Origin of the sequence: Sphingomonas crusticola, from assembly GCF_003391115.1 — a bacterium.
Taxonomy (GTDB): domain Bacteria; phylum Pseudomonadota; class Alphaproteobacteria; order Sphingomonadales; family Sphingomonadaceae; genus Sphingomonas_I; species Sphingomonas_I crusticola.
Genome location: NZ_QTJP01000001.1, coordinates 1352528 through 1378157 on the forward strand (window position 1 = coordinate 1352528; position 25630 = coordinate 1378157).

The following is a 25630-nucleotide window of genomic DNA, read 5'->3' on the forward strand; positions in this document are numbered from 1 at the left end:
GCTCGTTCCGATGAGTGATAAATTTGGTCTCAGCGGCGATGCCAAGGCGAAGCTGCTCGCGCGTCTTTCGAACCGTGCCCCGGCGCAGCAGGAAGAGCGCGCCCGCGTCAAGCCATCCTTGGGACGGCCCGAGGTCGTCGCAGACCTCAACATGGTCAAGCGTGCGGGGGAGGCCCTGGCCATCCGCAACCCCTATTTCCGACCGCACGAGGGCGTTGCCGGCGCGCACACCGTCATCGACGGCAAGAGTTACGACAATTTCGTCTCTTACAATTATCTTGGCCTAAACGGCGATCCCCGCGTCAACCAGGCGGCAAAGGACGCGATCGATCTTTACGGTACCTCGGTATCAGCCAGCCGGATCGTGTCGGGCGAACGGCCCATCCACCGTGCATTCGAGCAGGCGCTGGCGGAGGTCTACGAGACCGAGGACGCGATCGTCCTGGTGTCGGGGCATGCGACCAACGTCACGGTGATCGGCCATCTCGTCGGACGCGACGACCTGATCCTGCATGATTCGTTGAGCCACAACAGTATCGTCCAGGGCGCATTGGCGAGCGGCGCGCAACGCATCGCCTTTCCACATAACGACATGAATGAGCTGGAGCGTTTGCTCGGCGCGTCGCGCGACAAGGCGGCACGCGCCTTGATTGTGGTCGAGGGTCATTACAGCATGGACGGGGACGTGCCCGATCTCCCCAGGCTGGTGGCCATCGCCAAAGCCTATGGCGCGCACCTGATGGTGGATGAGGCGCATTCGCTTGGGGTGCTCGGACAACGCGGCCACGGTATTGCCGAGCGCGCAGGCGTCGATCCCGGCGACGTCGACATCTGGATGGGCACGCTCAGCAAGACCCTGTCCGGCTGCGGCGGCTACATCGCCGCATCGGCCGAGCTGATCGATTATCTCAAGAACAGCGCCCCCGGTTTCGTTTATTCGGTCGGTTTGCCGCCGCCGGTTGCCGCCGCCGCGCTTGCCAGCCTGGAGATCATGCGGGCCGAGCCGGGGCGAGTGACCAAGCTTCAGGCCAATGCCAAGCATTTCCTTGATGCCGCTCGCAGTCGCGGCCTCGATACCGGCCCATCCATCGGCGCGGCGATTGTGCCGATCATGACAGGCAGCTCGATTGTGGCGGCGCGCGCGGCCGATCGGCTGTTCGACCTCGGCATCAACGTTCAGCCGATCATCTATCCGGCCGTGCCCGAACAGGCAGCCCGCCTGCGCTTCTTCCTGTCGTCGCTTCATGAGGTCGAGCAGCTTGAGCGCGTTGCCGCCGCGGTCGCGCGCGTGCTGGCCGAGGTCCGGGCCGAGCGGATCGACCTCGGTGCATTGGCGAACAGACTAGCGGCCGAGTGAGCGAGATCATACTCGATATCACGCGCCTGCTGTCGCGCGTGCTGCACCCCACGCCCACGGGGGTCGATCGGGTCGAGATGGCCTATGCGCGAGGATTGCTGGCCGAGGTTCCCGATCGGCTGCGCTTTGCCGCGGTTCATCCCAGCGGAATGTACGGAAGGCTGCCGACCAAGGCCGTGAGGCGCTTCCTGGACGTCACCGAGCAACGGTGGCGGGACGAAGGCCTCGGCCAGGCATCGTTGCGGCTATTCGCGGCAAAGGCCTTGCTGTCGCTGCGCCCGCGCCTCGCCAAGGCCAGCGCGAAGAGCATTTACCTGCAGCCATCGCCCAACAATCTGATCAGGCCCGCGCTGATGCGCGCCATTCTCAAGCGCGAGAATGCGCGGCTAGTCTGCCTGGTGCACGATCTCATTCCGATCCAGTTCCCTGAATATGCCCGTCCCGGAGGCGCGGCGTTGCACGAGCGGCGCATGGCGACCGTCGCAGCTTTGTCCGACGGTGTGATCGCCAATTCCCAGGCGACCCTCGACGCGCTTCAGCCGACGCTCGACCGCGCGGGGCGCAACCCGCGCACGGCGGTGGCTTATCTCGGCGCCGAATTCGCGCAACCTACCTTCGAACCGGCCTCCGACCGTCCCTATTTCATCTGCGTTGGGACGATCGAACCGCGCAAGAATCACCTGCTGCTCCTCCACCTCTGGCGTGCCATGGCCGAACGGCGCGGGGCGCATGCGGTGCCGAAGCTGGTACTGGTCGGGCGGCGTGGTTGGGAAAATGAGCAGGTCGTCGACATGCTCGAGCGCTGCCCGGTGTTAGCCGATTGCGTTGAGGAGCATGCCGGTCTGCCGGACCGGGAAGTTCAGGGCCGGATTGCGGCGGCGCGCGGGTTGCTGCTCCCGTCCTTCGCGGAAGGCTATGGCATGCCGGTTGCGGAGGCGCTCGCGCTTGGCGTGCCCGTAGTGTGCAGCGATTTGCCCGCGCTGCGGGAGGCGGGTGGCGACGTGCCCTTGTTTCTCGATCCGCTCGATGGCCCGGGCTGGCAACGGGCGATCGACGATCTCACCGCCACAGACTCGGCCGAGCGCCGCGCGCAGATCGACAGACTCGGCAATTGGCATGCACCGACATGGCCGCAGCATATCGCCATCGTGCTGGACTTGTTGCATAAGCTCGAACGATGAACGTCGTTTCAGCAGACGCGCCCGCGCCGCGCGGCTCTTTCCTGACAGCGCTCCGCGCGCAAATGCGTGTGCTTGGCGCGCTGATCCTGCGCGAACTCCATACCCGCTACGGCCGCGAGAATGTCGGCTATCTGTGGATGTTCCTCGAGCCAATGATGCTCGCCACGGTCATCGGCCTGATGCATTACGAGACCGGTCACGCCGTTTATGGGGCGGATATCAAGCCATTGCCGTTCGGCGTAATCGGCTACACCACCTTCATCCTGTTCCGTGGTATCGTCAGCCGTGCCGAAGGTGCGCTCGAAGCCAACGCCCCGCTGCTTTACCACCGTTCGGTGACGGTGCTCGACATCGTCTTCTCGCGTGCCCTGCTCGAGTTTGCGTCGGTGTTCTCAGTTTTTGCGGTCCTGATGACCCTGATGGTATTCAGCGGCCTGGCCGATCCGCCTGCCCGGCCACTCTATCTTTTCCTCGGCTGGGCGCTGATGTGGTGGTTCTGCGTCGGCCAAGCCCTGGTCATCACCGCCATCACCTATGAGCGGCGCACGCTCGGACGGCTTGTTCATCCCTATACCTACTTCATGACTGGCCTGTCGGGTGCCTTCTACATGGTAGGCTGGCTGCCGTCGGGCATTCGCGAATGGGCGGAGTGGCTGCCGACCACCACCATCTTCGAGACGGTACGATATGGCTGGTTCGAATCGGCCAACGACGATTACGCCTTCTACGGCTATGTCTCAGCCTTCTGCCTTCTTCAGACTTGGATGGGGATGGTGCTCCTGCGCATGATGCGCGAAAAGATTCATCTCTCGTGACTGGCGCCATCGGCGGCGGGATGTGCCCGGTCAGCGGATCAGTTAGGATCAGCAAATGAACATGCATGGCTTCATGACTCCCGCCGGCCAGGCGGACGAGCAGGAGATCGGAATGGCCGGCCGCGCCTGGGCCTGGATCGTCGAACGGCGATGGCTCCTCGGCGTCGTGGTTCTGCCAACCTTGTTGGTGGCGCTCTACCTGTTCGCCTACGCGTCGGATCAGTACGAATCCGAGGCGCATTTCCTGGTGCGCAGCTCAGCAGGCTCGGTGGCACCGGCCGCCGGCGTAAGCGCCGTCATTGGAATGGTGACCGGTTCGAGCGGAGCCTCAAACGAGGCGACGAGCGTGGCCGATTATCTGACGTCCCATGACGCGGTCGAGCGGCTGCGGCATGAGGATCGACTGGTAGACCGGTTCCGCAGGCCGGGCGTCGATTTGCTCAGCCGGCTGACGCCGGCCAATCCCACGCCCGAGCGGCTGCTGCGCTATTTTCGGAAGCAGGTGGCGGTAAAATATCATAGCGATACCGGCATCACGGTGGTCGAAGTGCGCAGCTTCAATCCTCAGGACAGCTATGACATTGCACGCAAGCTGATCCAGATCGGTGAAGAGCGTGTCAACATGCTCAACACGCGCAGCTATACCGACGCGATCGACAATGCGCGGCGCCAGCTTGCCGACGCCGAGGCGGCGCTGGCCATTTCGAATTCCCAGATGACTGCATTTCGCCGCAACCGCGGTGACATCGATCCGCAGGCATCGGGCCAGGCGCAGCTCGGTATCGTTTCCAATCTGACCAGTCAGGTTGCGCAAGCGCGCGCCCAGTTGAACGCGATGGGCGGCATGATCAGTCATTCGAGCCCGCAATATCAGGCGCTGGCCGCGCATGTGGCGGCGTTGCAGGCGCAATTAGGCGCGCAAAATGGCCGCCTCGCCGGCGGCAGCAGGGCGATCGCCAACGACATTAGCGGCTTTCAGGCGCTGGAAATGCGGCGCGGTTTCCTAGCGAAACGCTACGAAGCGGCCGCCGCGGGCCTGGAGAGGGCTTTGCAACAGGCCCAGGAACAGCAGCTTTACCTCGTCCGCGTGGTAGACGCCAACATGCCCGTAAAGGCGCTCTTTCCGGAGCGGTGGCGGATCCTGCTCACGGTCGTGATCTCCTTGCTGCTGGTCTATTCCATCGGCTGGCTGATCGCCGCGGGCGTCCGCGAACACGCGGCTTGACCCAAGGGCGCGCCCCTCGCGGGCGCGCCTGACCGCTATGTCGTCACTCAAGCATCCGGACAGCCCCACGCGACCCGCCGCATTCCTCGACCGGGATGGCGTGATCAACGTCGATCACGGCTATACCTTTCGGCCCGAGGACCTCGAACTCACGCCGACGGCGGCCGAGGGCATCCGGCTGCTCAACGAGGCAGGCTATCCGGTGTTGGTCGTCACCAACCAATCGGGCGTCGCGCGCGGCCTGTATGGAACAGCCGATGTTGAACTGTTCCACCGCCGCATCAACGAGGAGCTCGCCGGGCAGGGCGCGCGCATCGATGCCTTCTATTATTGCCCCTACCATCCGGACGGCATCGTCGCCGATTTCGCGTTCGAACATCGCGATAGAAAGCCCGGCTCAGGGATGATCCTGCGCGCGATGCGTGAATGGAACATCGCTCGCGACGGCAGCTTCCTGATCGGGGACAAAGCGAGCGACGCTGAAGCTGCGGCGGGCGCCGGTATAGCTTCGCTGTTGATCGCGCCGAACGAGGGGGATCTTGCTGCGGCCGTGCGCGCCTTCCTTCCCAACCCAGGTGATGGTCGCACCCAATCCTCCGCCACGCCAGAGTCAGGGACCTGATGCTCAACGACTATGTCGCCTGGATCAGAGATTTGGCCTTGCCCACTTGGGCCGACCGGGGATTCGACGCCGACGCCGGCCGCTTCCGTGAGCGGCTCGATCATGTTGGAGCGCCGATCGCCGTACCCCATCGGGCGATGGTGCAGGCACGCCAGATCTTCGTGTTCGCGCACGCTGCCGAGTGTGGCTGGTCAACCGAGGGTACGCAGCTGGCCGAGCGGGCGATGGCTTCGTTGGAGCGCGATTTCGCCGAACATGACGGTGACGAGACGTCGTTTGCTTTCTCGATCGATCCTGCCACTCGCGCGATCGTGTCGCCGGTGCGCGATGCTTACGCGCACGCCTTCGTGCTATTCTCCATCGCCGCGCTCTACCGCCTCAACGGCAATGACCGGTTGCTCGAACTGGCCGATCGGACGGTTCGCTTCGTTGAGCGGCGACTGACCGATCCGCTCTATGGCGGGCTGTTCGATGCCCTGCCGGCGCCCGGGGAGAAGCGACAAAATCCCCATATGCACCTGCTCGAAGCCTATCTTTTCCTTGAGCGCGCCGCACCGGGGCGAGGCTATGTCGAGCGCGCTGCCGGATTGGTGGCGCTGTTCAGGCAACATTTCGTCGCCAACGAACGCCTGCTCGAATATTTCGCCGAGGATTGGAGCGTTTCTGCGCGTGCGGTTTGGGAGCCGGGCCACCATTTCGAATGGGTCTGGCTGCTGGGCGAATATGCCGCGCTTTCCGGCGAGGACACTACCCGATGGGCCGATGCACTCTACGCCTCGGCAATTGGCCAGGGCCTCGCCGGCGGGCTTATTGTCGACGAGATTTCGGCCGGTGACGATGCGATTCTGAAAAACTCTCACCGCGTCTGGCCGCATACGGAAGCCATCAAGGCGGCGGCGACGCGCCATGCCGCCGGCGATGCGGATGCGCATCGCTTTGCGGACGCGATGGCGGCAGGGTTGATCGGCACCTTTCTTGACCGGCCGTTCGCCGGCGGATGGACCGATCACGTGACCGCGGTCGGCCTGCCGTTGGTCGATTATGTGCCGGCGAGTTCGCTCTATCACCTCGTGTTGGCGGGCAGCGTCGCGGCAAAAGGCTTTGCAGCGGCGCCTACGCTTGCCAAGGCAGAACGATGACGACCTATCTCGACCATCTGTCCGACTATCGCGTTGCCGTGATCGGTGACGTCATGCTGGATTGCTATATGTCCGGCACGGTCAGCCGCATCTCCCCCGAGGCACCCGTGCCGGTGATGCGCGTGACCGAGGAGCGCGCGGTGCCAGGCGGCGCCGCCAACGTCGCCGCCAATCTCGCCAGTTTGGGGCTGGGCGTTAATCTGGTCGGCCTGGCGGGACAGGATGGCGCGCGCGAGGAGCTGATCGCCTTGCTCGGGCGCATGGGCGATATCGACTGCCGTGGAATCGCCGCAGTCGCCGGCCGGCGCACCACCCGCAAATTGCGCGTAATCGGCGCGCATCAGCAGATTGTACGTGTCGACCATGAAGATGCGATCCCATGCTCGGCCGAAATCGAGACCGGCTTCCTCGAGGAGGTCGGAGGCGCGATCGACGCGGCAGACGTCGTCATTCTTTCGGATTACGGCAAAGGTGTGTGCTCGGATCGTGCCATTCGCACGGTGATCGAGCGGGCCGCTACCGCCGGCAAAAAGGTGCTGGTCGACCCTAAACGGACGGATTTCACCGCCTATCGCGGCGCCTTCGTCCTCACGCCGAACCGCAAGGAATTGACCGATGCCACCGGTCTGCCCTGTGAAACAGACGAGGAGGCCGCCATTGCAGTGGCGCGGGCGCAAGAGATGTGCGGCGCCAACATCCTGCTGACCCGTTCGGAGAAGGGTATGTCCTTTTTCCCGATCGGGGGGACACCCCTCCATCTGGCGACTGTTGCGCAGGACGTGTTCGATGTTTCGGGTGCGGGCGATACGGTGGTTGCGGTGCTGGCCGCTTCGGTGGCCGCCGGCATGCCGTTCCAGGACGGCATGCGCATGGCCAATCACGCGGCCGGTATCGTGGTCTCCAAGCTGGGAACCGCGAGCGTGACGCGCGAGGAATTGGCCGCATCCCTCCTCGCTGAAAGCACCACGTCGGACATCAATGACGGCCGCCTGCTCGATCGCGAGGCACTGGTAGCCTTGCGCTGGGCGTGGGCGCGCGAGAAGCTGACCGTCGGCATTGCCAATGGCTGCTTCGACCTCATCCACCCGGGCCATATTTCGCTGATCGGACAGGCGGCGGCGAGCTGCGACCGCCTGATCATGGCGCTCAATACCGACGCTTCGGTCAAAAGGCTTAAAGGCCCATCACGTCCGATCCAGGACGAGACTGCGCGCGCTGCCGTGATGGGTGCGATCAAGGGCGTGGCGGCGGTGACCTTGTTCGATGAAGAAACCCCGCTCGAACTGATCGAGGCGCTCCAACCCGACGTGCTGATCAAGGGCGCGGATTATACGATCGACCGCGTGGTCGGTGCTGATATCGTGCATAAGCGGGGCGGGCGTGTCGTATTGGCGGAGATCAGTGAAGGTCAATCGACGTCACGATTGGTTGCCGCCAGTGCCACTGGCGGCTGAGCCACGCCGTCCGAGCGTACTGGTCCGCCGATATAATGAGAGACAATATCCCAGGTAGAGCGCGCGCCGCGCTACACCGCCTTAACCGCATAGAAGAAACCATTTCCGTGCGGGGGCGTGAGGTCGAAACTAATAAAGCCTGCGTCCGTCAGAGGCTGGATCAATTCCCTTTGGGTTCGACCCTCGAATACGCGGTGCCACTCTACCATGAGGGCGGTTATTTCGCTGAACAGTCCAGCTTTGGCCAGCGACTGAAAGACGGGGAATTCCGAGCCTTCACAGTCAATCTTCGCGATGACCTGCAACCCCCGCGAGCGCGCCGAGGCGATGATCGGGCCCAGCACCGTCGCCGCGTCTCGGACTGAAAGGTTGGTCGGCGTCCCTCCCTCTTGATCGCGCGTCGATCTGGCGCCCGAGTCACTAGTCTCATGGACAAGAAACGTCGTATCCTCGTTTTTATCAGACAACCCGAAATTATTGGTTTTAATCTTTGAGGCCAGGGCTGGATTTAAAGATAGATTGGCAAGTCCTCGTGCATATGTCGAAGGAAAAGGCTCAAAGGCGTGGACCTCGCGCACTTGGGGCTTAGCCGCGAAGATCAACGAGGCGAGGCCAATGTTCATCCCTACATCGATGATGCAAGTATTTTCGGCGCTGATAACATTATAAGCACTTTTGAAAAATAATTCGTCGACAAAATTAACATCATCATAGCAGCGTGCGTTGAAGAAGACTCCGTTAACGCTCAGCACCAGACTGCCCGACAATATCTCTATATCGACGTTGTGATCGTATAGGTACTTCAACATTGGGCGGTGGAGCGTGAGTAATTCTGACTCTTCCCTGACATTAACGGGAGGTAGCACCCCATTAACACGCGCTATAGTCGGGTTGCTCGCGACCAATAGAGGTACCGAGCCGTTCACGTGAACGCGATATTCGAAAGAGTCGCTCGCCTCGTGTACCGTGAACGGCAACACGATCTTCGCCTCCCCGGCAGCAAGCTGAGAGGCAAATACGAAATCGAAAGCCGCCTCGATCTTGCCTTGCTCGGCAACCACATCGACTATCGCGCACACCAAGTCGCGATGGGGAACGAAGCCCCCGCTCGCAGCAATCGAGAACTCAACGGTATAATTGCCAGGCGCCAGGCGCTCATACGGACCGTACAAGGCGCAACCAGCTACTCCCTCCTGGGTCAAGATGTAGTCGCCGCCGTCGACCTGCACGCGGGATCCGATCAGAAGATTGAGCACGAAATTCCCTTGGTCAACATGAAGTGGGAGGCGGAAGCCCGAAAAACTGAGCCAGATCGGCGATCTAAATGCTAGGCGGTGCCGATGGAAGGGCTTTGGCTCGCGGCGCTCAGGAAAGCATGACGCGACTCTTTACGCGGTGCTCTGTGAAGGCGCCAAATCACTGCGCTAACAGCCGGGCGAGATCGGTTAACGTCGCCTCTGTGCCGCCAGATCGATTTTTAAACGACGAGCTTCGATATTGGATGAACGCTATGGCGCGCCCGCGGGGCTGCCTTGCAAGGAAGGGCCGATCATACAAAAACGGTGAACTCGTCGAGGCGCACCGATCCGCCCTTCCATGCTTGCGGTCCGTGTCTCAAAGGGCCAGCTGCCAGTCCGGCGTTTTGCAAAGTGACGGGCTGACCTGATCGAAATCAGGCTATGTTCGCTTGACATCCTGCTACCGATATTGCGACGAGCCGGGGTCGGATGGCGTGATCGAGCGACCGGCCATGTGCTCCGACAGGGGGATTGAGTTCTTGTTTGGCAGGATCGAGCGGGCATGGCGTCTCGTCGGACGGCCCCGCGCGGATAGACAGGTCGCGGCGCAAATGGTCGCACGCGCCAACCGCGTGCGCGATGATGGTCGTTTCGAAGAGGCAGCACTGTTATTCGAAGAGGCGCTGAAACTGCGCCCGCGCCACAGCGGGTGGCGCGTACAAGCCGGCCATATGCGTAAGGAAGCCGGCGATCTGGAGGCAGCAGAGCAACATTATCTGCTGGCATTGCAGGCCCGGCCTAAAAATGCCGAGCTCGCGCTGCAACTGGGCCATTTCTACAAGACAGCGGGCGATCTTGCGCTGGCCGAAACCCATTATCGTCGCGCCCTGTCGCTCAGACCTGGCTGGGACTCGCCGCTTAACGAATTGCTAGGCTTGAAAAGATCAGGATGGCGCGGTCGGCAGACTGTGGCGGCGAGCGAAGCTCCGCGTGGCCTCGAATATATTCATCCCACCCTCAAGGAAGAGCTCGCGCAATTCGCCGATGATGCGGAAACGTTGTCGCGCGCCGCCGCGCTCGACCGGCTGGTACCCAAACTCATCCCAGCCAGACCTAATGATCTGCTTCATGAACATGCCGAGACAATTGATGTTCGCCGGCTCGGGCGGATGGAAAGCGGCTTTTGGGGGATCCGCAGGACACTTCGGGGCGTGCAGGCGGTCCGCGGCTTCGGCATCGCAAAGGTGCCGATCGTCGAGATCGAGATCCTGCTGAACGGAACTCGCATTCACCGCGGCCCGCCCGAGGGAGCCTATGATCTGCAGTTCGAACGGGACCGCGATCGGGTGAAAAAATATCCGTTCAACTTCTGGATAGACTTCACCCCATTTTCACATGGCCTCCATGCTTGCGAAGTGCGGCTGATCGACGCCGCCGCGGACACCCGATCCTTTCACGACCACGTGGTGATCGCAGCTCCACTCAAGGAGGAGGATTACCCGCGCTCAGACGGGATTGTGGAGATAGATCCGGCCGATCCGCGCTCGGTGGATCAGCAAATCCGCGAACGCCCCAGTATGATCCGGGACGCCCGGCGCGTCACCTTTCCCGCTGGCGTACGTAATATTTTGGCCATGCGAACGGATCAGCTGGGCGATCTTGTCGCCTCAATTCCCGCATTGCGCCGGCTGCGGGAGCTGTGTCCCGATGCCCGCGTCGTCGGCCTGCTGACCACCGCCAATGCGGATTTGGCCAGGACGCTCGGGTTGTTCGACGAAGTCTTGATCGCTGATTTCCCTGACGATCCGGTCCAGCGCCGCCGCGTGATGACTTTGGGCGCCCAGGAAGCGCTCGGACGGCAGCTTGCCGCCTATCAGTTCGATATCGCGATCGATCTCGCCCACTCAAACGTTTCCCGTGACCTCCTCCCTCTTTCCGGAGCCAAATTCCTCTACGGTCATGGCGGCGGCAACTGGCCGTGGCTAACCGGCGCCTTCGAATTCGACACGCGTGATCGGCACAGTGCGATGGATACCACACCGCACTCGACCAAGGTGTTGGCGCTAGTTGAATCGCTCGGCACCATCCTCAAGGCCCATGCGCCGATCGTTCGGCGGGACGATCTTTCGGTCGATTTGCTGCGTCCTTTCGGCCTCGCTCCTGGTGACCGCTTCATTGTGCTGCACACGGGTGCGCGGCTCAAATTCAGCCACTGGCCACATTTCACGGAACTCGCGCTGATGCTGCTCGAAGCATCGGATCTCCATATCGTGATGATGTCGGACAATCCCGGGTTGCGAGAGACGCTTCCCGATGCGCTCTCGGGATCGGCCCGGTTTCAACTTTTGGATCAACGGCTGAGCTTCGATCAGTTCGACGCGTTTATGTCATTCGCGACCGTGGTCGTCGGCAATGATTCCGGACCGAAACATCTCGCGGCATTGCGCGGCACGAATGTGGTCACGCTTTTCACGGCGCGCATCAACTGGACCGAGTGGGGCCAGGAAGAGATCGGCAAAATAATCAGCCGCCGGGTGCCCTGCCAGGGCTGCGCAATCTTCCACGATCCCGAAGAATGCGGAAAGGGTTTTTCCTGCATTCGCGACATTCGGCCGCAAGAGGTATTTAAGACGGTAATGGACTATGTGTGACTTCCGTCGACGTAGGTCGATCCGTTGCTGAGCCGCGGCGAGAGCAGCAAGCGCATCGCGCAGGACATGATCCGTCGGGCCGATGTGGAACGCGACCGCGGCGACGCGAGACGTGCAGCCTTTCTCTATGCCGAGGCTTTGCGCCTACTCCCGGATAATTCCGGCGTTCATATTCAATGCGGGCACATGCTGAAGGAAAGTGGCCAGCATGCAGAAGCCGAAGTTCATTATCGGCGGGCGGCTGAGCTGCGCCCGGGCGACGCCGATCTCGCGCTGCAGATGGGGCACTTCTTCAAGAGCGCCGGACGCCTGAGCCAGGCACAGGAACAATATTCGCGCGCGCTCGCACTCAGTCGCGGCTGGGCCGAGCCGGTGCGCGAACTCGCCAGCCTTACTGCGGCCGGGTTACCCAAGTCGGACAGCAAGGAGGCCGCGCGCCCGCGGCACTTAGCGGGAGAAGGCGGGGACCCGATATCGGGTGCCTCAGCATTGGTGGCGGAGCTCGCTCCCCGCGGGATTTCCGGGCTGCAACGTCCACCGATAGACTTCATCGAGCTTCGACGGCTCGGGCGGGACGAGCGTACCCATTGGGGCAGAATGCGAACGCTTCGGGGCCTCGAGGCAATACGCGGTTACTATATCGCGGCTACCCCCATCGTTGAGATCAAGTTCTTGGTAAACGGTGAGCTGATATATAGAGGGCAGCCGCGTGGCGGTTATCCGCTCGCCCCGGAATTCGGTGACGATGCGCATCTGAAATATGTGTTCAACGTCTGGATGGATTTCTCGAAAATCCTCCCGGGAAAATATGAATTCACCGTCGAAGTACAGGATGCGAAGCGTCGGACCGCGACACGGCGCGAACATGTCGTGGTCGCAGCGCCGCTTGCTGAAGGCGACTTTCCGGCGAGCGACGGATTGATAGCGTTGGCGGATGGCGACGCTCGTTCGCCAGAGGAGCAGGTAAATAGCCGGCCGAGCATGGTGCGTCATGGCAGACGGCGGCTGCTGCCGAGCCAGCCGAAGGCCGTGCTGATCCAGCGGACGGACCAGCTCGGCGATCTGGTCGTCGCCCTGCCCGCGATACGCCGTCTGCGAGAAATATTCCCTGAGGCGCGTCTTGTCGGTCTCGTGTCGCCCGCCAATGTCGGTCTTGCCGCCAAGTTCGACCTGTTCGACGATCTGCTGACGGTCGATTTCGCCGAGGACGCCGCCGAGCGCAGACGAACAATGCCGCTCAGCGAACAGGCCGCTCTGCGCGAGCGTCTCGCACCATTTTCCTTCGATGTGGCGATCGATCTGTCGGAAAATGTATGGTCGCGCCCTCTCCTGCTGCTGTCTGATGCGCCCTTTTTAGTGGGTTTTAGGAGCGGCAATGTTCCGCTGGATGTCGAGATCGAAGGCTTTACGCATGATCGCTTCGACAATCATGAGGTGGTCCCACACACCAATAAGTTGCTTGGACTGGTGGAATGGCTGGCTTCGATGTTGCGCAGCGAAACGAATTTGCTGCCCCTCTCCGACCCGGACCATAATTTGTTGTCCGACTTCGGATTGTCGCCCCGCGACCGTTTCGTCGTGCTGCACGATGGCGCGCGGCTGAAATTCAGCCGCTGGCCCTATTATCGAGATTTGGCACAGCGCCTGCTTGAGAAAACCGACCTGCGCGTCGTGTGGGTGACCGACGAGGCGGACACCCGCGAGACGCTGTCCGCCGACCTGCTCGGATCGCCACGCTTCACATTGGTGGATAAGCGCCCTTCATTCGATGCGTTCGATACGTTGCTGGCGAGCTGCGCGGTCCTGGTCGGCAACGATTCCGGCCCAAAGCATCTCGCGTCGCTGCGTGGAGCGAAGGTCGTCAGCGTCCACATGGCACGGAACAATTGGAACGAGTGGGGCCAGGAAAATGACGGCTATATCATCAGCCGGAAGGTACCCTGCGCCGGCTGCCTGATCCATCATGACCCCGAAGAATGCGGGAAGGACTTCGTCTGCATCAGGGGCATCACGCCCGAGGAAGTGATGGGCGCGGTTCTGAAGCTGCTCTAGGGCGAGCGACCAGGCAATTGTCGGCCATGGTACAATCGACTAGCCCGGACCCACGGGTCGATGAGGTCCGCGAGGGGAGCTATTGCCGTTGCGGAACGTGATCCGATCGCTGCTGCGGGAATTGCCGCTGACGTCGGGCGCGGGAACGGCACGCCGGCTGATTAAGCGGGCGAATGCCGCTCGCGACGCCCGCCAATATGCCGTCGCGGCCGCGCTGTATCAGGAGGCGCTGCGCTTCAATCCGGCCAATGCGCGCATTCGCATCCAATGTGGGCATATGCTCAAGGATATGGGCGATCTCGCCGGAGCGGAGGGCGAATATCTGCGGGCCGCCGATGATCTGCCCGACGATGCCGACTTGGCGCTGCAAATCGGCCACTTTTACAAGATCGCCGGTCGGCCCGAACTGGCCGAGGCGTCTTATGCCCGCGCGCTGGCGCTGAGCCCGGGCTGGCGGGAAGCCGAGCGTGAGCTGGCCGCCGTCGGCAGCGGCACGAGTGCCGCCATCGCCTCCGTTTCGCCGGATCGACAGGACTGGGTCATTCCGGAATTGTTGCCGCGTGGCGGCGGTGCCGATGGCGCGGCCGATCGCAACATCCTGCGTCTGTTCCGGCTCGGTGGACGGCGTACCCATAGCCGGTGGGGCGATCTCAAGGTTCTGCGCGGGATCGAGGCGATCCGCGGCTATCGGCTGGCACCGGGTCAACTCGGCGAGATCCAGCTTCTGGTAGATGGCGACGTGGTCCACAGCCAGGCGCTGCTGGCCTATCCGGTCGAGGGGAGCGGGCCATCGCAGACCAAATATGTATTTAACATCTGGTACGACTTTTCGACTGTGTCTCCCGGTCGCCATGCGATCGAACTGGCCTTTCTGGATGCCAGCGGACGCCGAGCCTATCGCCACCGCGAAACCGCGCTGGTGGCGCCCGCAGTCGATGTCGATGCCAATTCCGCATCGGATGCGCTGGTAGCTCTTCCTCCCATCGGAGCCGCGATCGAAGATGCGATCAATGCGGCGCCAAGCGTGGTCCGGTCGACCGAGCGGGCGCTACTGCCGAACCCCGTGCGCAATATCCTGGTCCAACGCGTAGATCAGCTTGGCGATCTGGTCTGCTCGGTTCCCGCCATTCGCCGGCTGCGAGCGCTTTTTCCCGATGCCCGGCTCATCGGTTTGATGACGGCCGCCAACGTCGCGCTGGCCCAACATCTGCAACTGTTCGATGGTACGGTCACGGTCGACTTTACGGAAAGCGAAGCCGAGCGCCGGCGGGTGCTGCCGATAGAGGCCCAGGATCAGCTGCGGCGCGCGCTGATGCCTTACGCGTTCGATATCGCGATCGATCTCGGCGAGGGCGATGAATCGCGCCCTTTGCTGCTGCTGAGCGGCGCCCGCTTCCTTTACGGTTTCAAGGATCGCCAATCGCCCTGGCTTGACGCCGGCCTCGATTTCAATGCCCACGATCCGGTCAACGGGATCGAGATCATCCCGCCGTCCCGCAAGATACTGCTGCTGGTGGAGGGCTTGGGCCTGATGGCGCGCGGCCATGCCGAGCCATTCCCCCTTTCCGAGCGCGCGGGTCTGGCCGCATTCGGGATCCAAGCCGGCGATCGCTATGCCGTGATCCATGCCGGCGCCCGGCTGGCATATAGCCGCTGGCCGTTTTTCGCCGAGTTGATGGCCATGTTGCTCGATCAGACCGATCTCAGGATCATCCTCTTCAGCGATGACCTGGGAACGGCCGAGCGCGCGATCACCGAGGGTGCGCATTCTGCAAGGCTGCACGTGATCACCGGCAAGATCGAGTTCGAACAATTCGACGCCCTGCTCGCACACTGCGCGATATTCGTGGGCAACGATTCGGGACCGAAGCATCTCGCCGCGCTGCGCGGCGCGCCCGTGGTCAGCTTGCACATGGCGCGTCTGAACTGGAGCGAATGGGGCCAGGAGATGACCGGCTCGATCATCAGCCGCCGCGTTCCGTGCGCCGGCTGCGGGATCGGCCTGGACGGCGAAGATTGCGGCAAGGAATTTGCCTGCATCCGCCATATCGCGCCGGAAGAGGTGTTTGAGGTCGTGCAGGGATACCTATGATGTGCCGCAATCCAGGATCGTTGACTTCATGTCTTCCAGCTTTCACTCGCATCCGATGAGCGACCCAGGAACAGGGGCGGATGCGGCGCCTGGTGCACCCAATTTCGCAGCACGCACGGCGGAGATGCTGCTGCGGAGTGCGCTGTTGCGGAGCGCCCGGAACGACGCCACGGTCCAGGACCGAACCGACTGCGCCGAACTTGCCATCGCGGCGGGCGCGCCGGACGTCGCGCGGATGCTGTACAATCTCGTGTTTCTACACATGGGGTTCGCGCCCGATGCCGTCGAAGCACAGCGTGCAATCGTGCACCAGAGCGGGCTGTGGACAGACGAGGTGCCGCCGACGGAGGCCGCGACCGCGTTTCCCGATTTCTCGGTCGATCGCGCGGTCGCCGAACTGGCGCACCTGGTGCGGCGGACGGGCCACCTGCACCTGCCGGACACGATCGGCGCTACCTTCACCGCCGCGCGACGAAGCCGTGGGATGAACATCCTGCCGACATTGCCGTCAGCGATCGAAAGCGAATTGCCGGGAATTTGCGCTGCGCTTGCAATGGCGTTGCGGCAACCATTCGATCAGTCCGGCGAAGGCCTTGCCGCCTTACTTAGCGAACTCGAGACGCGGATCTTGAATGGGCCGATGCTGGATCCGAAGGAGCATGTCAGTGCACCGCTCGAGCAGCTCGCGGCGGTTGCGGCATATCACGACCTGCAGACGTTCCTGCGCAGCAATTACACGACCGCTTATGCCCCCACCGGCTCGCCCCGTCTGCTTCACGCATCGGCGCGCCTGAGCCGGGGGGGTATCGGCCCCTATTTCACCAATGTACGCAACATCATCAGGACCAGCCGCGACATCTTTGCGCTGATCTCGCTCGCCACCGGCGATACGGGCGGGTCCAAGGCCCTCGAGTTATGGACGGTGCTGCTCTCGGTCCATCTCGATGGTGGACATTTGTTGGACCTGATCGACGAGCTTGCGGATGTCGGCATCATGACCAGCCTGTGGGGGATTTTGGAAGCGCGCGCCCGGCGTGCCAGCATCTGGCACGATTACGGCCTGCTGCAACGGCTCCGCGATGCCGCACTCGATCGGCTCGACTGGGCTCTGGCCATCAATGCGCAAGATATGATCGTGCAGGTCGCGCAGCATGATCCGGGTGAGTTGCGGGTATTGGCCGATATCGTCGCCAGCGCGGGTGACCTGGCACGCGCTGAGGCGCTGCTGCAGGAATATCATAGATTGGCACCGCAGGATCAGGCCGTAGTTGCGCGGCTGGAGGAGATAAAGGTCGGCATCTATGAGGAGTTCGCGATCCCGGGTGGCCTGTGTACGCCGCGCTACCGCACGCGCCTGCGCAGGGGACAGCCCGCGGAAGCGGCCGCAGCGTGACTTCGCTTCCCGAATTACTGGGCTTTAAACGCCTTACCGAACGCGCGCGCGGCAACCGGGCGCGCGACGCCCGCCGGTGGGCGGAGGCGGCCGAACATTATCGCCGCCATCTTGCTGAACAACCGGACGACTTTTCGATCTGGGTCCAGCTCGGCCATATGCTGACCCAGTCAGGCGATTATGAAGAGGCCGATCGCAGTTACCGGCGAGCAGCGGAGATAGACGGCCGCAGCGCGGATCTGCTGCTCTGCTGGGGTCACTCGCGCAAGCTCGCCGGCGATATAGACCGCGCGCGGGAGCTCTATGCCGAGAGCCTGGGCATCGACGACAATGCACATGCCCGCAACGAACTGGACGCATTGTCCTTGTCGGTAGAGGCCGCGCGCGAGGATGCCCCGCCCCCGCCTCCCGCGGAACAAGAGCCCGCCCATCATCATTCGCCGCCGCCACGTCGCGCCTGGGAGGCACGGTTCGAAACGGTCAAGCCGTTCAACGTGCCGCCCGGCGGCGAGATCGCCCTGTTCGTCACCCATTCCGCCACCGGCGCACTGAAGCCGCACATCCTGACCTATCTGCGCGCCCTGAACGAGCAGGATATCGCCGTATTGCTCCTGGCGGTGACGGACCGCCAATTGAACATCCGCCAGGAAGTGATCGATGCGGTAGCGGGCGTGATCGTGCGCGAGAATGCGGGCTACGATTTCGCCGCCTGGGCGCACGCGCTTTATCTTCATCCTGAAATCTACGGCGCATCGACGCTCTATCTTCTCAATGACAGCGTCGCGGGGCCCGCAGCCGGCGCCGGCTTCCCCGATCTGATCGCGCGCATCCGTGGCAGCGAGGCCGACCTGATCGGACTGACCGAGAGCCACGAATATCGCTGGCATTTCCAATCCTATTTCCTCGCGTTGAAGCCGCGCCTGCTGTCCTCCTACCGCCTGCACCGCTTCTTCGACGACGTGCGCATCCTCGATGACAAGGATCGGGTGATCCAATCCTACGAACTGCGCTTCGCGGAGGACATGGAGCGTAGCGGGCATTGGCTGGACTTGCTGTTTCCAAGCCCGATGGCGCTCAACCCCACGTTGTACGCATGGCGCGAACTGATTGCGGACGGCTTCCCATTCATGAAGCTGCTGCCGCTGCGCGGCGCCTTTTCGGAGGTGGACACAGAGGGCTGGCGCCACACGCTGGACCAGGCCGGCTTTGACGTCGCACTCATCGACGCAGCGGTGCGGGCGTCGGAAGAACGCCTGCCGAGCGATGGCGATCATCACTTGTTCGCGCATCCGATCCCGGCCGACACGGGCGAGGGGCGCACGCTCAAGGTCGCTTTCTATGGGCCGTGGAATTACGATAACGGCCTTGGCTCCGCATCGCGGGCGATCATAGGCGCGCTCCGACGCTGTGACATCCGGCTCAACCTCCATCCGATCAAGAAGCCGTTCCACATCCACAAGCCGCTCGCGCCTGCGGTCGACATTACGGAGTTCGGCGGCCCGGCGGATATCGCGATCGTCCACCTCAACCCGGACAGCTGGTTCCTGTTGACCGACGAGCAGCGGCACGCCGTCGGCCAGGCGCGCAAGCGCATCGGTTATTGGGTATGGGAGATGGGCCATATTCCGCCGGCATGGCGCCACGATTTTTCCTCGGTCGACCGCATCTGGGCACCCAGCCGCTACTGCGCGGACCTGTTCGAGGCACAGGATGAGGCGGCGGTTGACGTTATCCCGCATCCGGTGCCGGTGCTCCCGCCCGTGGCGGTGGACCGAACGGCAGCGCTGGGCAGGCTAGGCCTTCACGCCGAGGCCCGCATCATACTGTTCCTGTTCGACGGATCGAGCTACCTGATCCGCAAGAATCCGGCCGCCTTGATCCGCGCCTTTGCCGCTTCCGGCCTGGCCAAAAAGGGCTGGGCGCTCGTGCTGAAAACCAAGCATTTGATGGACCGCCCGGAAGAGGGCGTGCAGCTTGCTGCGCTTGCCGCAGGTACCGATGGCGTCATCCTGATCGACCGCACGCTTCCGGCCGACGAGTTGCAGGCATTATGGGCGCTGGCCGACATCTATGCCTCCCCTCATTGCTCGGAAGGTTTCGGCCTGACGATCGCGGAGGCCATGGCGGCGGGCAAGCCGGTGGTTGCGACGGATTTCAGCGGCAGCACCGACTATCTCGATGCCACCAACGGCTATCCGGTCAAGGCGCGACCATGGACGTTAGGCGAGGATTTCGGTCATTATACCAAGGGCGGCACATGGGCGCGCATCGACGAGCCGGCGCTCACCGCTGCGCTGATCCGGGCGGCGAAGGATATTGGCGCAAGCGATGGCCGGATCGGCGAAGCGGCACAGGCGCGGATTGCCGAGCAACTGTCCTACGATCGCGTCGGCACGCTCATCGAAGCCAGCTTGCTTAGCACGATGACAGGGCGTGGCCCGTCGCCCCGGATCGAGCAGCTTTCGCCCCGACCGGATCGCGGCACACCGTTCGAACGGGCGGACCTCGGACCGGACATCGTGGCTGTCGCACTGGATGAGGCGGGCGCGGCCGGGACTTTGCCGGACGATCTGCCGACCGACCGCGATCGCTGGATCGCCTTTGCACCGCGCGGCAGCGTAGCGGCGCCCGATTTCGCGCATCATGTGGCGGTACACGCCCGCCATCGTCCGGACGTGGCGATCTTTTATGGCGACGATGTCGCGGCCGAAAGCGACGAGCCGATCGATCGCCTGCGGCTCAAGCCAGAATTCGATATCACGCTGCTCGCGGCGCAGGATTATGTCGGCGCGCCGGTGATCGTGCGGGCCTCGGCGCTGGTGTCACTCGGGGGGCTACGGCCCGAAACGGGTACAGCCGTCATCGCAGACCTGCTGTTCCGGGCGCACGCGGCCGGCATGTCGATCGCGCGGATTCCGCACGTTCTGCTCACCCATTCCGGGTGGCGCATTCGCGCGGACGACACGGATTATCGTATGATGGTCGGCAGTCAGCCTGCCTTTGAGGAATTCGACCTGATTCCTGGCCGCGCGCCAAATACTTTGTCCACCTTGCGCCGTTTCCGGGATCGGCCGCCAGTAACGCTGATCGTACCCACCCGCCGCAGCGCCTTGCCCGACGGGTCGGGCACTTATGTCGAGCAATTATTGCACGGGCTTGCCGCAACCGATTGGCCGATGGATCGGCTGACGGTGATGATCGGGGACGACATAGCGGGCGGACCGTCCTGGGCGTCGCAATCTTGGCCGTTCGCCTTGCAGCGGATTGAAACCCCGCGAGCCGAGGACGAGCCCTTCAACTATGCGGCCAAGATGAACGCGCTGTGGCGCGCGGCGACAACCGAGCAGATCGTCTTCATGAACGACGATATCCGGCTGCTGGAGCCAGGATGGCTGCACGCATTGCAAAGCTTCGCGGTCGATGAAGGCATCGGCGGGGTCGGCGCGCGGCTGCTGTTCGACGACGGAACGCTGCAACATGCCGGCCTGGCCCCCCATGGGGACGGGGCGGCTCACGTCTGGATCTTCCGGCGCAGGCACGAGGGCAGCTATCAGGGCTGGGCGCAGACACAGCGCGAATGGTCGATGGTGACGGGCGCCGTATTTGCCACGCGTCGGTCCTTGCTTGAGCAGGTCGGCGGTTTCGACGAGCGCTTCAGCCTCGAATTCAACGACACGGACCTTTGCCTGCGCCTGCGGGCATTAGGCTACCGCATCGTCTACACGCCGCTCGCAGAGATGGTGCATATCGAGAAAGCGTCACGCGGCGAGCGCCTGCCGCCGGGCGATGATGTCGCCCTGTTCCTGTCGCGCTGGAAACCCTGGCTTGACAATGACCCGGCCTGGCACCCCAACCTGCGCCGTGATAGGCTGGATATGACACCACAACCTGAAGGCGGCGCCTGGTATCTGTAGCGGCGTCAGGCCGGCTTTCGCTCGCGCTCGACGCGCTCGACGATGGCGGTCAGCGCGTGGCGAAGATCGTCGCTCTCCCAACGAAGCTGTTCCGCCAAGCCGGTCAGCTTGGTGCGGAGATGCTCGACAGCGCTCTCGCTCCCATCGATCCTGCTGTTACCCTCATCGATCCTGCGCACCAGCTCCATTAGATCGTTAGCGGTCACATAGACTCGGTCGGCCTGCGCATCGAAGCGGCCCGCGAGCGCGTGCAGCTCATCGCGCACAGATTGGACATCATCTGCTTGACGCGTCTCGGCCTCCTCACAGCGTGAGCGCAGGGCGCGCACCTCCCCGGCTAGCCGGTCGACATCCCCGCGCAATGCGTCGAGCGCATCCTGTGAGACAACATCGAGCCAGCCGCGCGTGCGAGCTTTAAGCGCCATGCCGTGCCTCCTGTCCGGTCCGTTGGTCCATCGCCGAGAATACCGCTTCCGCCACCTCTTCCGGCTCGATCTGGCCGAGGCAGGCTTTGCCATAGGGGCAATCGCTCGCATAATGGAGATGGCAGGGGGCGCACCCGATCGCCCGGCTGACCGTCCGCGCGGAAAAACCCACCGGGCGCCACTCGATCCGCTGATGTGAACCGCCGAACACGCAGACCGTCGGCACGTCCAGCCAGCCCGCCAGATGGGTCACGCCGGAGTTATTGCCGATCACGCAGGCCGCTTCGCGCACCTCGGCGACGACGTCGTCCCAGGCGAGATGGCCGCAGAGGCTGATGACCCGGGTCGCATCGTAAGGCCGAACGATCGCCGCCGCGCGGGTCGCCTGACTGCGGGTGCCGATGACGCGGATCAGTCCATCCCAGCGATCCAGCAACAGGCCGATCAGAGCCGAGAAATGGCCAGGCTGCCAATCCCGAATATCGCTGTTGGAGAAAGGCGAGACGACGATCGCGCTCATGGCGCGTCCTCGCCGAACAAGCCGGTTTCCTTCACGCGTAAAGCAATCAGTTCGACCAGCAGGATCAAATATTCCGACTGGTGAAGTGCGCTTGCCGTCCCGCGCTTGCTCAGCCGCCCGCCATAAAATCGGAAGTTGGGCGCGGGTTCATCGGCAACGGGAAACAGCCGGAATTCGAACTGCGCGCCGTTTTCCTGATTCTCGAAGGACAGCCGGGTCTGCGTATCCGGCAGCACCTCGTAGCCTACACGATGGGTGTTCAGTGCGACATCCCCGGCGAGCAAGCCCGCTCCGCCTTGCTCGATTTCGACGAACGGCTCGAACACATAATGACCCGGGGGCAGCGAGCGATAAGGTCCGAAGACAATCGCCTCATAGCCGGGACGAACCCGATCTCCAGGACATGCGATCGAAAAGGAGGAGCGGGTGCAATAATCCTGCGCGCGGAAACTGTCCGGACCGAACTCCTCACTCCAGGCCATGTCGTAATGGCCAATATGCGCCTCGACCGGCAAGAAGATATCCAGGAACGGAAAGTCCGCCGCGAGCCCAAGCCCCGCTTTGATCGAGGCGTGCACGTTCCGCAGGAGGAAGCGCGAGTCCATATTGGTCCGCAGGTCGATCGCGAGATCGTAACGTTCGGTAATTAACGCATCGAACATGGCGGTCTTGCCACCGATATCCGGCTTTTCCTCCGACGAATTGCGGGGATAGGCGTCGAACACGACCACGCGGTCGGCAACCCCAAGCGTGTGCGCCAAGCTCTCGTTCCAGGATCCCACCACCAAAGTGATGTCGGCGGCGGGAAATACGGCGCGCAACCGCTCGAGTGCGGCGATGCCCATAACGAAGTCACCGAGATGATCGAGCTTCAGCGCCAGGATCTTATGCGCCGGCGCGCGTGCCACGCGCTCGATGCGGGTGTGGTCGGCCTCGAACAGGTCGTGCGGCGCCGGTTCGCTCGGAGTGGACTGGACAAGATCCCAGGCAGGCACTGCGATCCGTTCGAGCACGACCGCAACGTCGTGCCGGCCGACCGGCTCCGTGGCGGAATAATCATAGCCTTGATCGAGATCGCCGAGCCAGCGAACGCGATAGCTGTTGGGGACGAGCGCTTCCTCGATCTCCTCGATCAACGCGCGCGGAGTGTAAAGCCGGCGCTGGGTCGCGCGGCGGCGGGACGGTGCGCTATCCTGGCGCTCGTAAAGGAAAGCGTGGGGCACGGTGATGACCAGGAACCCACCGATCCTGACACCATCGAACCAGCGCTGCAGTGCACCGCGATAATCCGCCATATCCTGCAGAAGGTAAGGCGCGAACACGACCTCCTGCGAGGCTGGCGCCGGCAGGACATCCGTCTGGGAGAGATCGAGCAACGAGGCGGCAAGAAACTCTGCCAGGGGGCCGTCCCGATAGGCATCACCGCAAACCGGCTGTCGCATGCGGGCAATCTTGCTAGGCGGCAAAGCGTCCCGACCCCTAAGCGCGACCCGATCGCGCGCCGGGGCGGCTTAGCCCAGCGCGCGCCGGAAATCGAGAAGCAGGCCTCACCGCGTGATGGCGCGAGCAGCGACGAAGGGCGAGAATAGCTGATTGATGATGGACACCATCTTTGCGGGACGATTGGCACCGGCATTGGCGATGTAGATCACATCCTTGTCGCGCACCGCAAAACGCTGCGACAGGAAATAGCTCGCCGGCTGCAACATATTGAGCCGATAGATGATGGGCACTTCCGGGTCGCCGGGCTTAGCCGGATTGTAGCGGAACAGGAATACAGCCGAGGGATCCGCAACGGAATCAGCCGGCCCGCCGGACCGCGCGACCGCTTCAGCAAGCGACACGTCGCCGGTCTCGAACGCGATTTGCGAAACCTTGCCTGTAGCACCAAGCGCAATGAAGCTGCGCGGCCGCCTGATCAGCTCGATACGATCGCCCGGCGTCAGCACCAGGTCGTCTGCCGCACCGGCGCGAATACGTCCCAGCCGTTCCTCCAGCCACCGATCGGCACGATTGAAGCGTACGATCGTATCCTCGGCCGAATTGCTTGCGCCGCCCGCCAAGGCAATGGCGTCGAGCAACCGTTCGCGCTGCAGCGACAGGTTGAAGCGGCCCGGCTGACGCACGTCGCCTGCCACGTAAACGGTGCTGGCGATGTTGCTTTTGATGCTGACAAGCGCCTGCGGACTCTGCGATTTGCCTCTGAGGCCGCGCTCGATCATCGCCTGTATTTCGGTTGTGGTGCGGCCGGCGACCTCGAGGCGACCGACATAAGGCAGCTTGATCGCGCCATCGCGATCAACCACCACCTCGGGAAAGGTCTGGGCTCGCGCCGACGGATCCATCACGCCGCCGGCACCGCCGGATGACCCGAACAGCGACACACCGACTTCGTAGATGCCGATCGCCAGCGTGTCACCCGGACCGACCACATCGTTACGGCCCGCTCGCGCCAGACTCGACAAGGTCGGCTGGGCGGAATCCGCGGCGGCGTCACGCGCACCGATAGCAGCAACCAGAGGTCCGTCGATATCGACGATCCGGAAGCCAATTTCGTTCTGATCGCGCGTGCCCCGCTGGATTTCGGCGGCAGTCGGCCCGCTCGAAGGCAGCGACGCGCAGCCGGCCAGCAGCGACAAGGCAGACATCGCGGCAAACGCGCGGGCGCGGTACGGTAGCGGCAAGACGGGAAGCGCTGAAATGCTCAACTGGAATCTCTTTTTGAATGAACAACAAAGGGCCGCCGAGCGGAACGGAACGCGAAAAACCGAGCCTAATCAACTAGGCGCGTGACTGCAATCGTACCGATCAGGCAGCGCGCATCTGCAGCCTGTGATGAACCTCGCTCGCCTCATCGATCGTATCAAAGAAAACCAGCGTGCCGCCGTAAACCACCGCGCCGCGCTTGCAATATTGGCGCAGCGTGCCCGGATCATGGCTGATCATGACGAGCGCCGCATTATCACGCCGGTGCAGCAGGGCCTCTTCGCACCGTGCCCGAAAACGCTCGTCGCCAGCACCCGTGACTTCGTCCACCAGATAGCAGTCAAAGTCGATGGCGAGGCTGATACCGAAGGCAAGGCGCGCCGTCATGCCTGCGGAATAGGTGTGGACCGGCTGGTAAAAATAGGGCCCAAGCTGGGCGAAATCCTCCACGAAGGCGAGCAAATCGTCCTCGGACATATTATAGATGCGGGCGATGAACCGCGCATTGTCGGCCCCGGTCAGACTCGACTGGAAGCAACTCGCATAGCCGATCGGCCACGAGGTCGTCATACTGCGGAGCACGCGGCCGGCGCTGGGCAGCTCGACGCCGGCGATAAGCCGCATCAATGTCGACTTGCCGGCACCGTTCGCGCCGCAGATACCGATGCTTTCGCCGGGCTCGATCTTGAAGTTCAGATCGGTAAAGACCTGCTTCTCGAACTTACGGATATGGTAGGTTTTGCTGACATTCTGGAACTCGATCATGCGAAGCGGGATCCCTGGGACATCGGCACGCCGATGGCGGCCGATCCATTGACGGCGGCTGAACACCGGAAGAAGCGAGCG

Annotated in this window: 18 protein-coding genes; 12 read left to right on the forward strand and 6 right to left on the reverse strand. The window is 62.9% G+C overall.

Translation table 11 applies throughout. The features are described from left to right. Nucleotides 1-10: 10 nt before the first annotated feature. The 7 genes from DX905_RS06300 to rfaE1 are packed head-to-tail and all read left to right on the forward strand — an operon-like array spanning nt 11 to nt 7793. A complete protein-coding gene (locus DX905_RS06300) occupies nt 11-1357 on the forward strand; it encodes an aminotransferase class I/II-fold pyridoxal phosphate-dependent enzyme (RefSeq protein WP_116090590.1) in 1347 nt (448 codons plus the stop codon). After that, complete coding sequence (locus tag DX905_RS06305) at nt 1354-2538, forward strand: glycosyltransferase family 4 protein (RefSeq protein WP_240320745.1); 1185 nt, start codon at nt 1354-1356, stop codon at nt 2536-2538. Before DX905_RS06300 ends, DX905_RS06305 begins: the two co-directional genes overlap by 4 nt. Further along, nucleotides 2535-3353: an ABC transporter permease gene (locus DX905_RS06310; RefSeq protein ID WP_116090591.1), complete on the forward strand. Its 819-nt coding sequence runs from the start codon at nt 2535-2537 to the stop codon at nt 3351-3353. Before DX905_RS06305 ends, DX905_RS06310 begins: the two co-directional genes overlap by 4 nt. 55 nt (nt 3354-3408) lie before the next feature. Next, complete coding sequence (locus DX905_RS06315) at nt 3409-4578, forward strand: KpsE/RkpR family capsule polysaccharide export protein (RefSeq protein WP_240320746.1); 1170 nt, start codon at nt 3409-3411, stop codon at nt 4576-4578. 37 nt (nt 4579-4615) lie between these two features. Further along, a complete protein-coding gene (locus DX905_RS06320) occupies nt 4616-5200 on the forward strand; it encodes a D-glycero-alpha-D-manno-heptose-1,7-bisphosphate 7-phosphatase (protein WP_116090592.1) in 585 nt (194 codons plus the stop codon). Continuing rightward, entirely contained in the window at nt 5200-6339 is a 1140-nt protein-coding gene (locus DX905_RS06325; RefSeq protein WP_116090593.1) for an AGE family epimerase/isomerase, read from the forward strand. The genes DX905_RS06320 and DX905_RS06325 overlap by 1 nt, the downstream gene beginning before the upstream one ends. Next, nucleotides 6336-7793 carry a D-glycero-beta-D-manno-heptose-7-phosphate kinase gene (rfaE1, locus tag DX905_RS06330; RefSeq protein ID WP_116090594.1) on the forward strand — a complete coding sequence of 486 codons (1458 nt, stop codon included), beginning with the start codon at nt 6336-6338 and terminating at the stop codon, nt 7791-7793. Before DX905_RS06325 ends, rfaE1 begins: the two co-directional genes overlap by 4 nt. A 71-nt stretch (nt 7794-7864) precedes the next feature. Here rfaE1 and DX905_RS06335 read toward each other — a convergent pair whose 3' ends face one another. Next, nucleotides 7865-9049 (reverse strand): FkbM family methyltransferase, encoded by a 1185-nt coding sequence (locus DX905_RS06335; protein ID WP_116090595.1) that lies wholly within the window; start codon nt 9047-9049, stop codon nt 7865-7867. A gap of 476 nt (nt 9050-9525) precedes the next feature. Between DX905_RS06335 and DX905_RS06340 the strand changes: the two genes are divergently transcribed. From DX905_RS06340 to DX905_RS06360, 5 genes are all read left to right on the forward strand, one after another. Further along, a complete protein-coding gene (locus tag DX905_RS06340; RefSeq protein ID WP_116090596.1) occupies nt 9526-11682 on the forward strand; it encodes a glycosyltransferase family 9 protein in 2157 nt (718 codons plus the stop codon). Between the two features lie 66 nt (nt 11683-11748). Further along, nucleotides 11749-13734: a glycosyltransferase family 9 protein gene (locus DX905_RS06345; RefSeq protein WP_162875491.1), complete on the forward strand. Its 1986-nt coding sequence runs from the start codon at nt 11749-11751 to the stop codon at nt 13732-13734. A gap of 97 nt (nt 13735-13831) precedes the next feature. Further along, nucleotides 13832-15826, forward strand: coding sequence for a glycosyltransferase family 9 protein (locus tag DX905_RS06350; protein ID WP_116090598.1), 1995 nt, complete (start codon nt 13832-13834; stop codon nt 15824-15826). Nucleotides 15827-15854: 28 nt separating this feature from the next. After that, a complete protein-coding gene (locus tag DX905_RS06355) occupies nt 15855-17219 on the forward strand; it encodes a SirB1 family protein (protein ID WP_162875493.1) in 1365 nt (454 codons plus the stop codon). Next, a complete protein-coding gene (locus DX905_RS06360) occupies nt 17216-21133 on the forward strand; it encodes a rhamnan synthesis F family protein (RefSeq protein ID WP_162875494.1) in 3918 nt (1305 codons plus the stop codon). The genes DX905_RS06355 and DX905_RS06360 overlap by 4 nt, the downstream gene beginning before the upstream one ends. A 5-nt stretch (nt 21134-21138) precedes the next feature. Here the strand turns inward: DX905_RS06360 and DX905_RS06365 are convergent, their stop codons facing one another. The 5 genes from DX905_RS06365 to DX905_RS06385 form a co-directional block, all read right to left on the reverse strand. Beyond that, entirely contained in the window at nt 21139-21558 is a 420-nt protein-coding gene (locus tag DX905_RS06365; protein ID WP_116090601.1) for a hypothetical protein, read from the reverse strand. Beyond that, the gene (locus tag DX905_RS06370) at nt 21548-22078 is read right to left on the reverse strand and encodes a glycosyltransferase family 9 protein (RefSeq protein ID WP_116090602.1); all 531 of its coding nucleotides are present in this window, start codon (nt 22076-22078) and stop codon (nt 21548-21550) included. Before DX905_RS06370 ends, DX905_RS06365 begins: the two co-directional genes overlap by 11 nt. Beyond that, nucleotides 22075-23520: a glycosyltransferase family 9 protein gene (locus tag DX905_RS06375; protein ID WP_116090603.1), complete on the reverse strand. Its 1446-nt coding sequence runs from the start codon at nt 23518-23520 to the stop codon at nt 22075-22077. Before DX905_RS06375 ends, DX905_RS06370 begins: the two co-directional genes overlap by 4 nt. Before the next feature lie 105 nt (nt 23521-23625). After that, nucleotides 23626-24786, reverse strand: a complete 1161-nt coding sequence (locus DX905_RS06380) for a polysaccharide biosynthesis/export family protein (protein WP_240320747.1) — start codon at nt 24784-24786, stop codon at nt 23626-23628. 100 nt (nt 24787-24886) lie between these two features. Then, a complete protein-coding gene (locus DX905_RS06385; RefSeq protein ID WP_116092378.1) occupies nt 24887-25549 on the reverse strand; it encodes an ABC transporter ATP-binding protein in 663 nt (220 codons plus the stop codon). Nucleotides 25550-25630 lie beyond the last annotated feature (81 nt).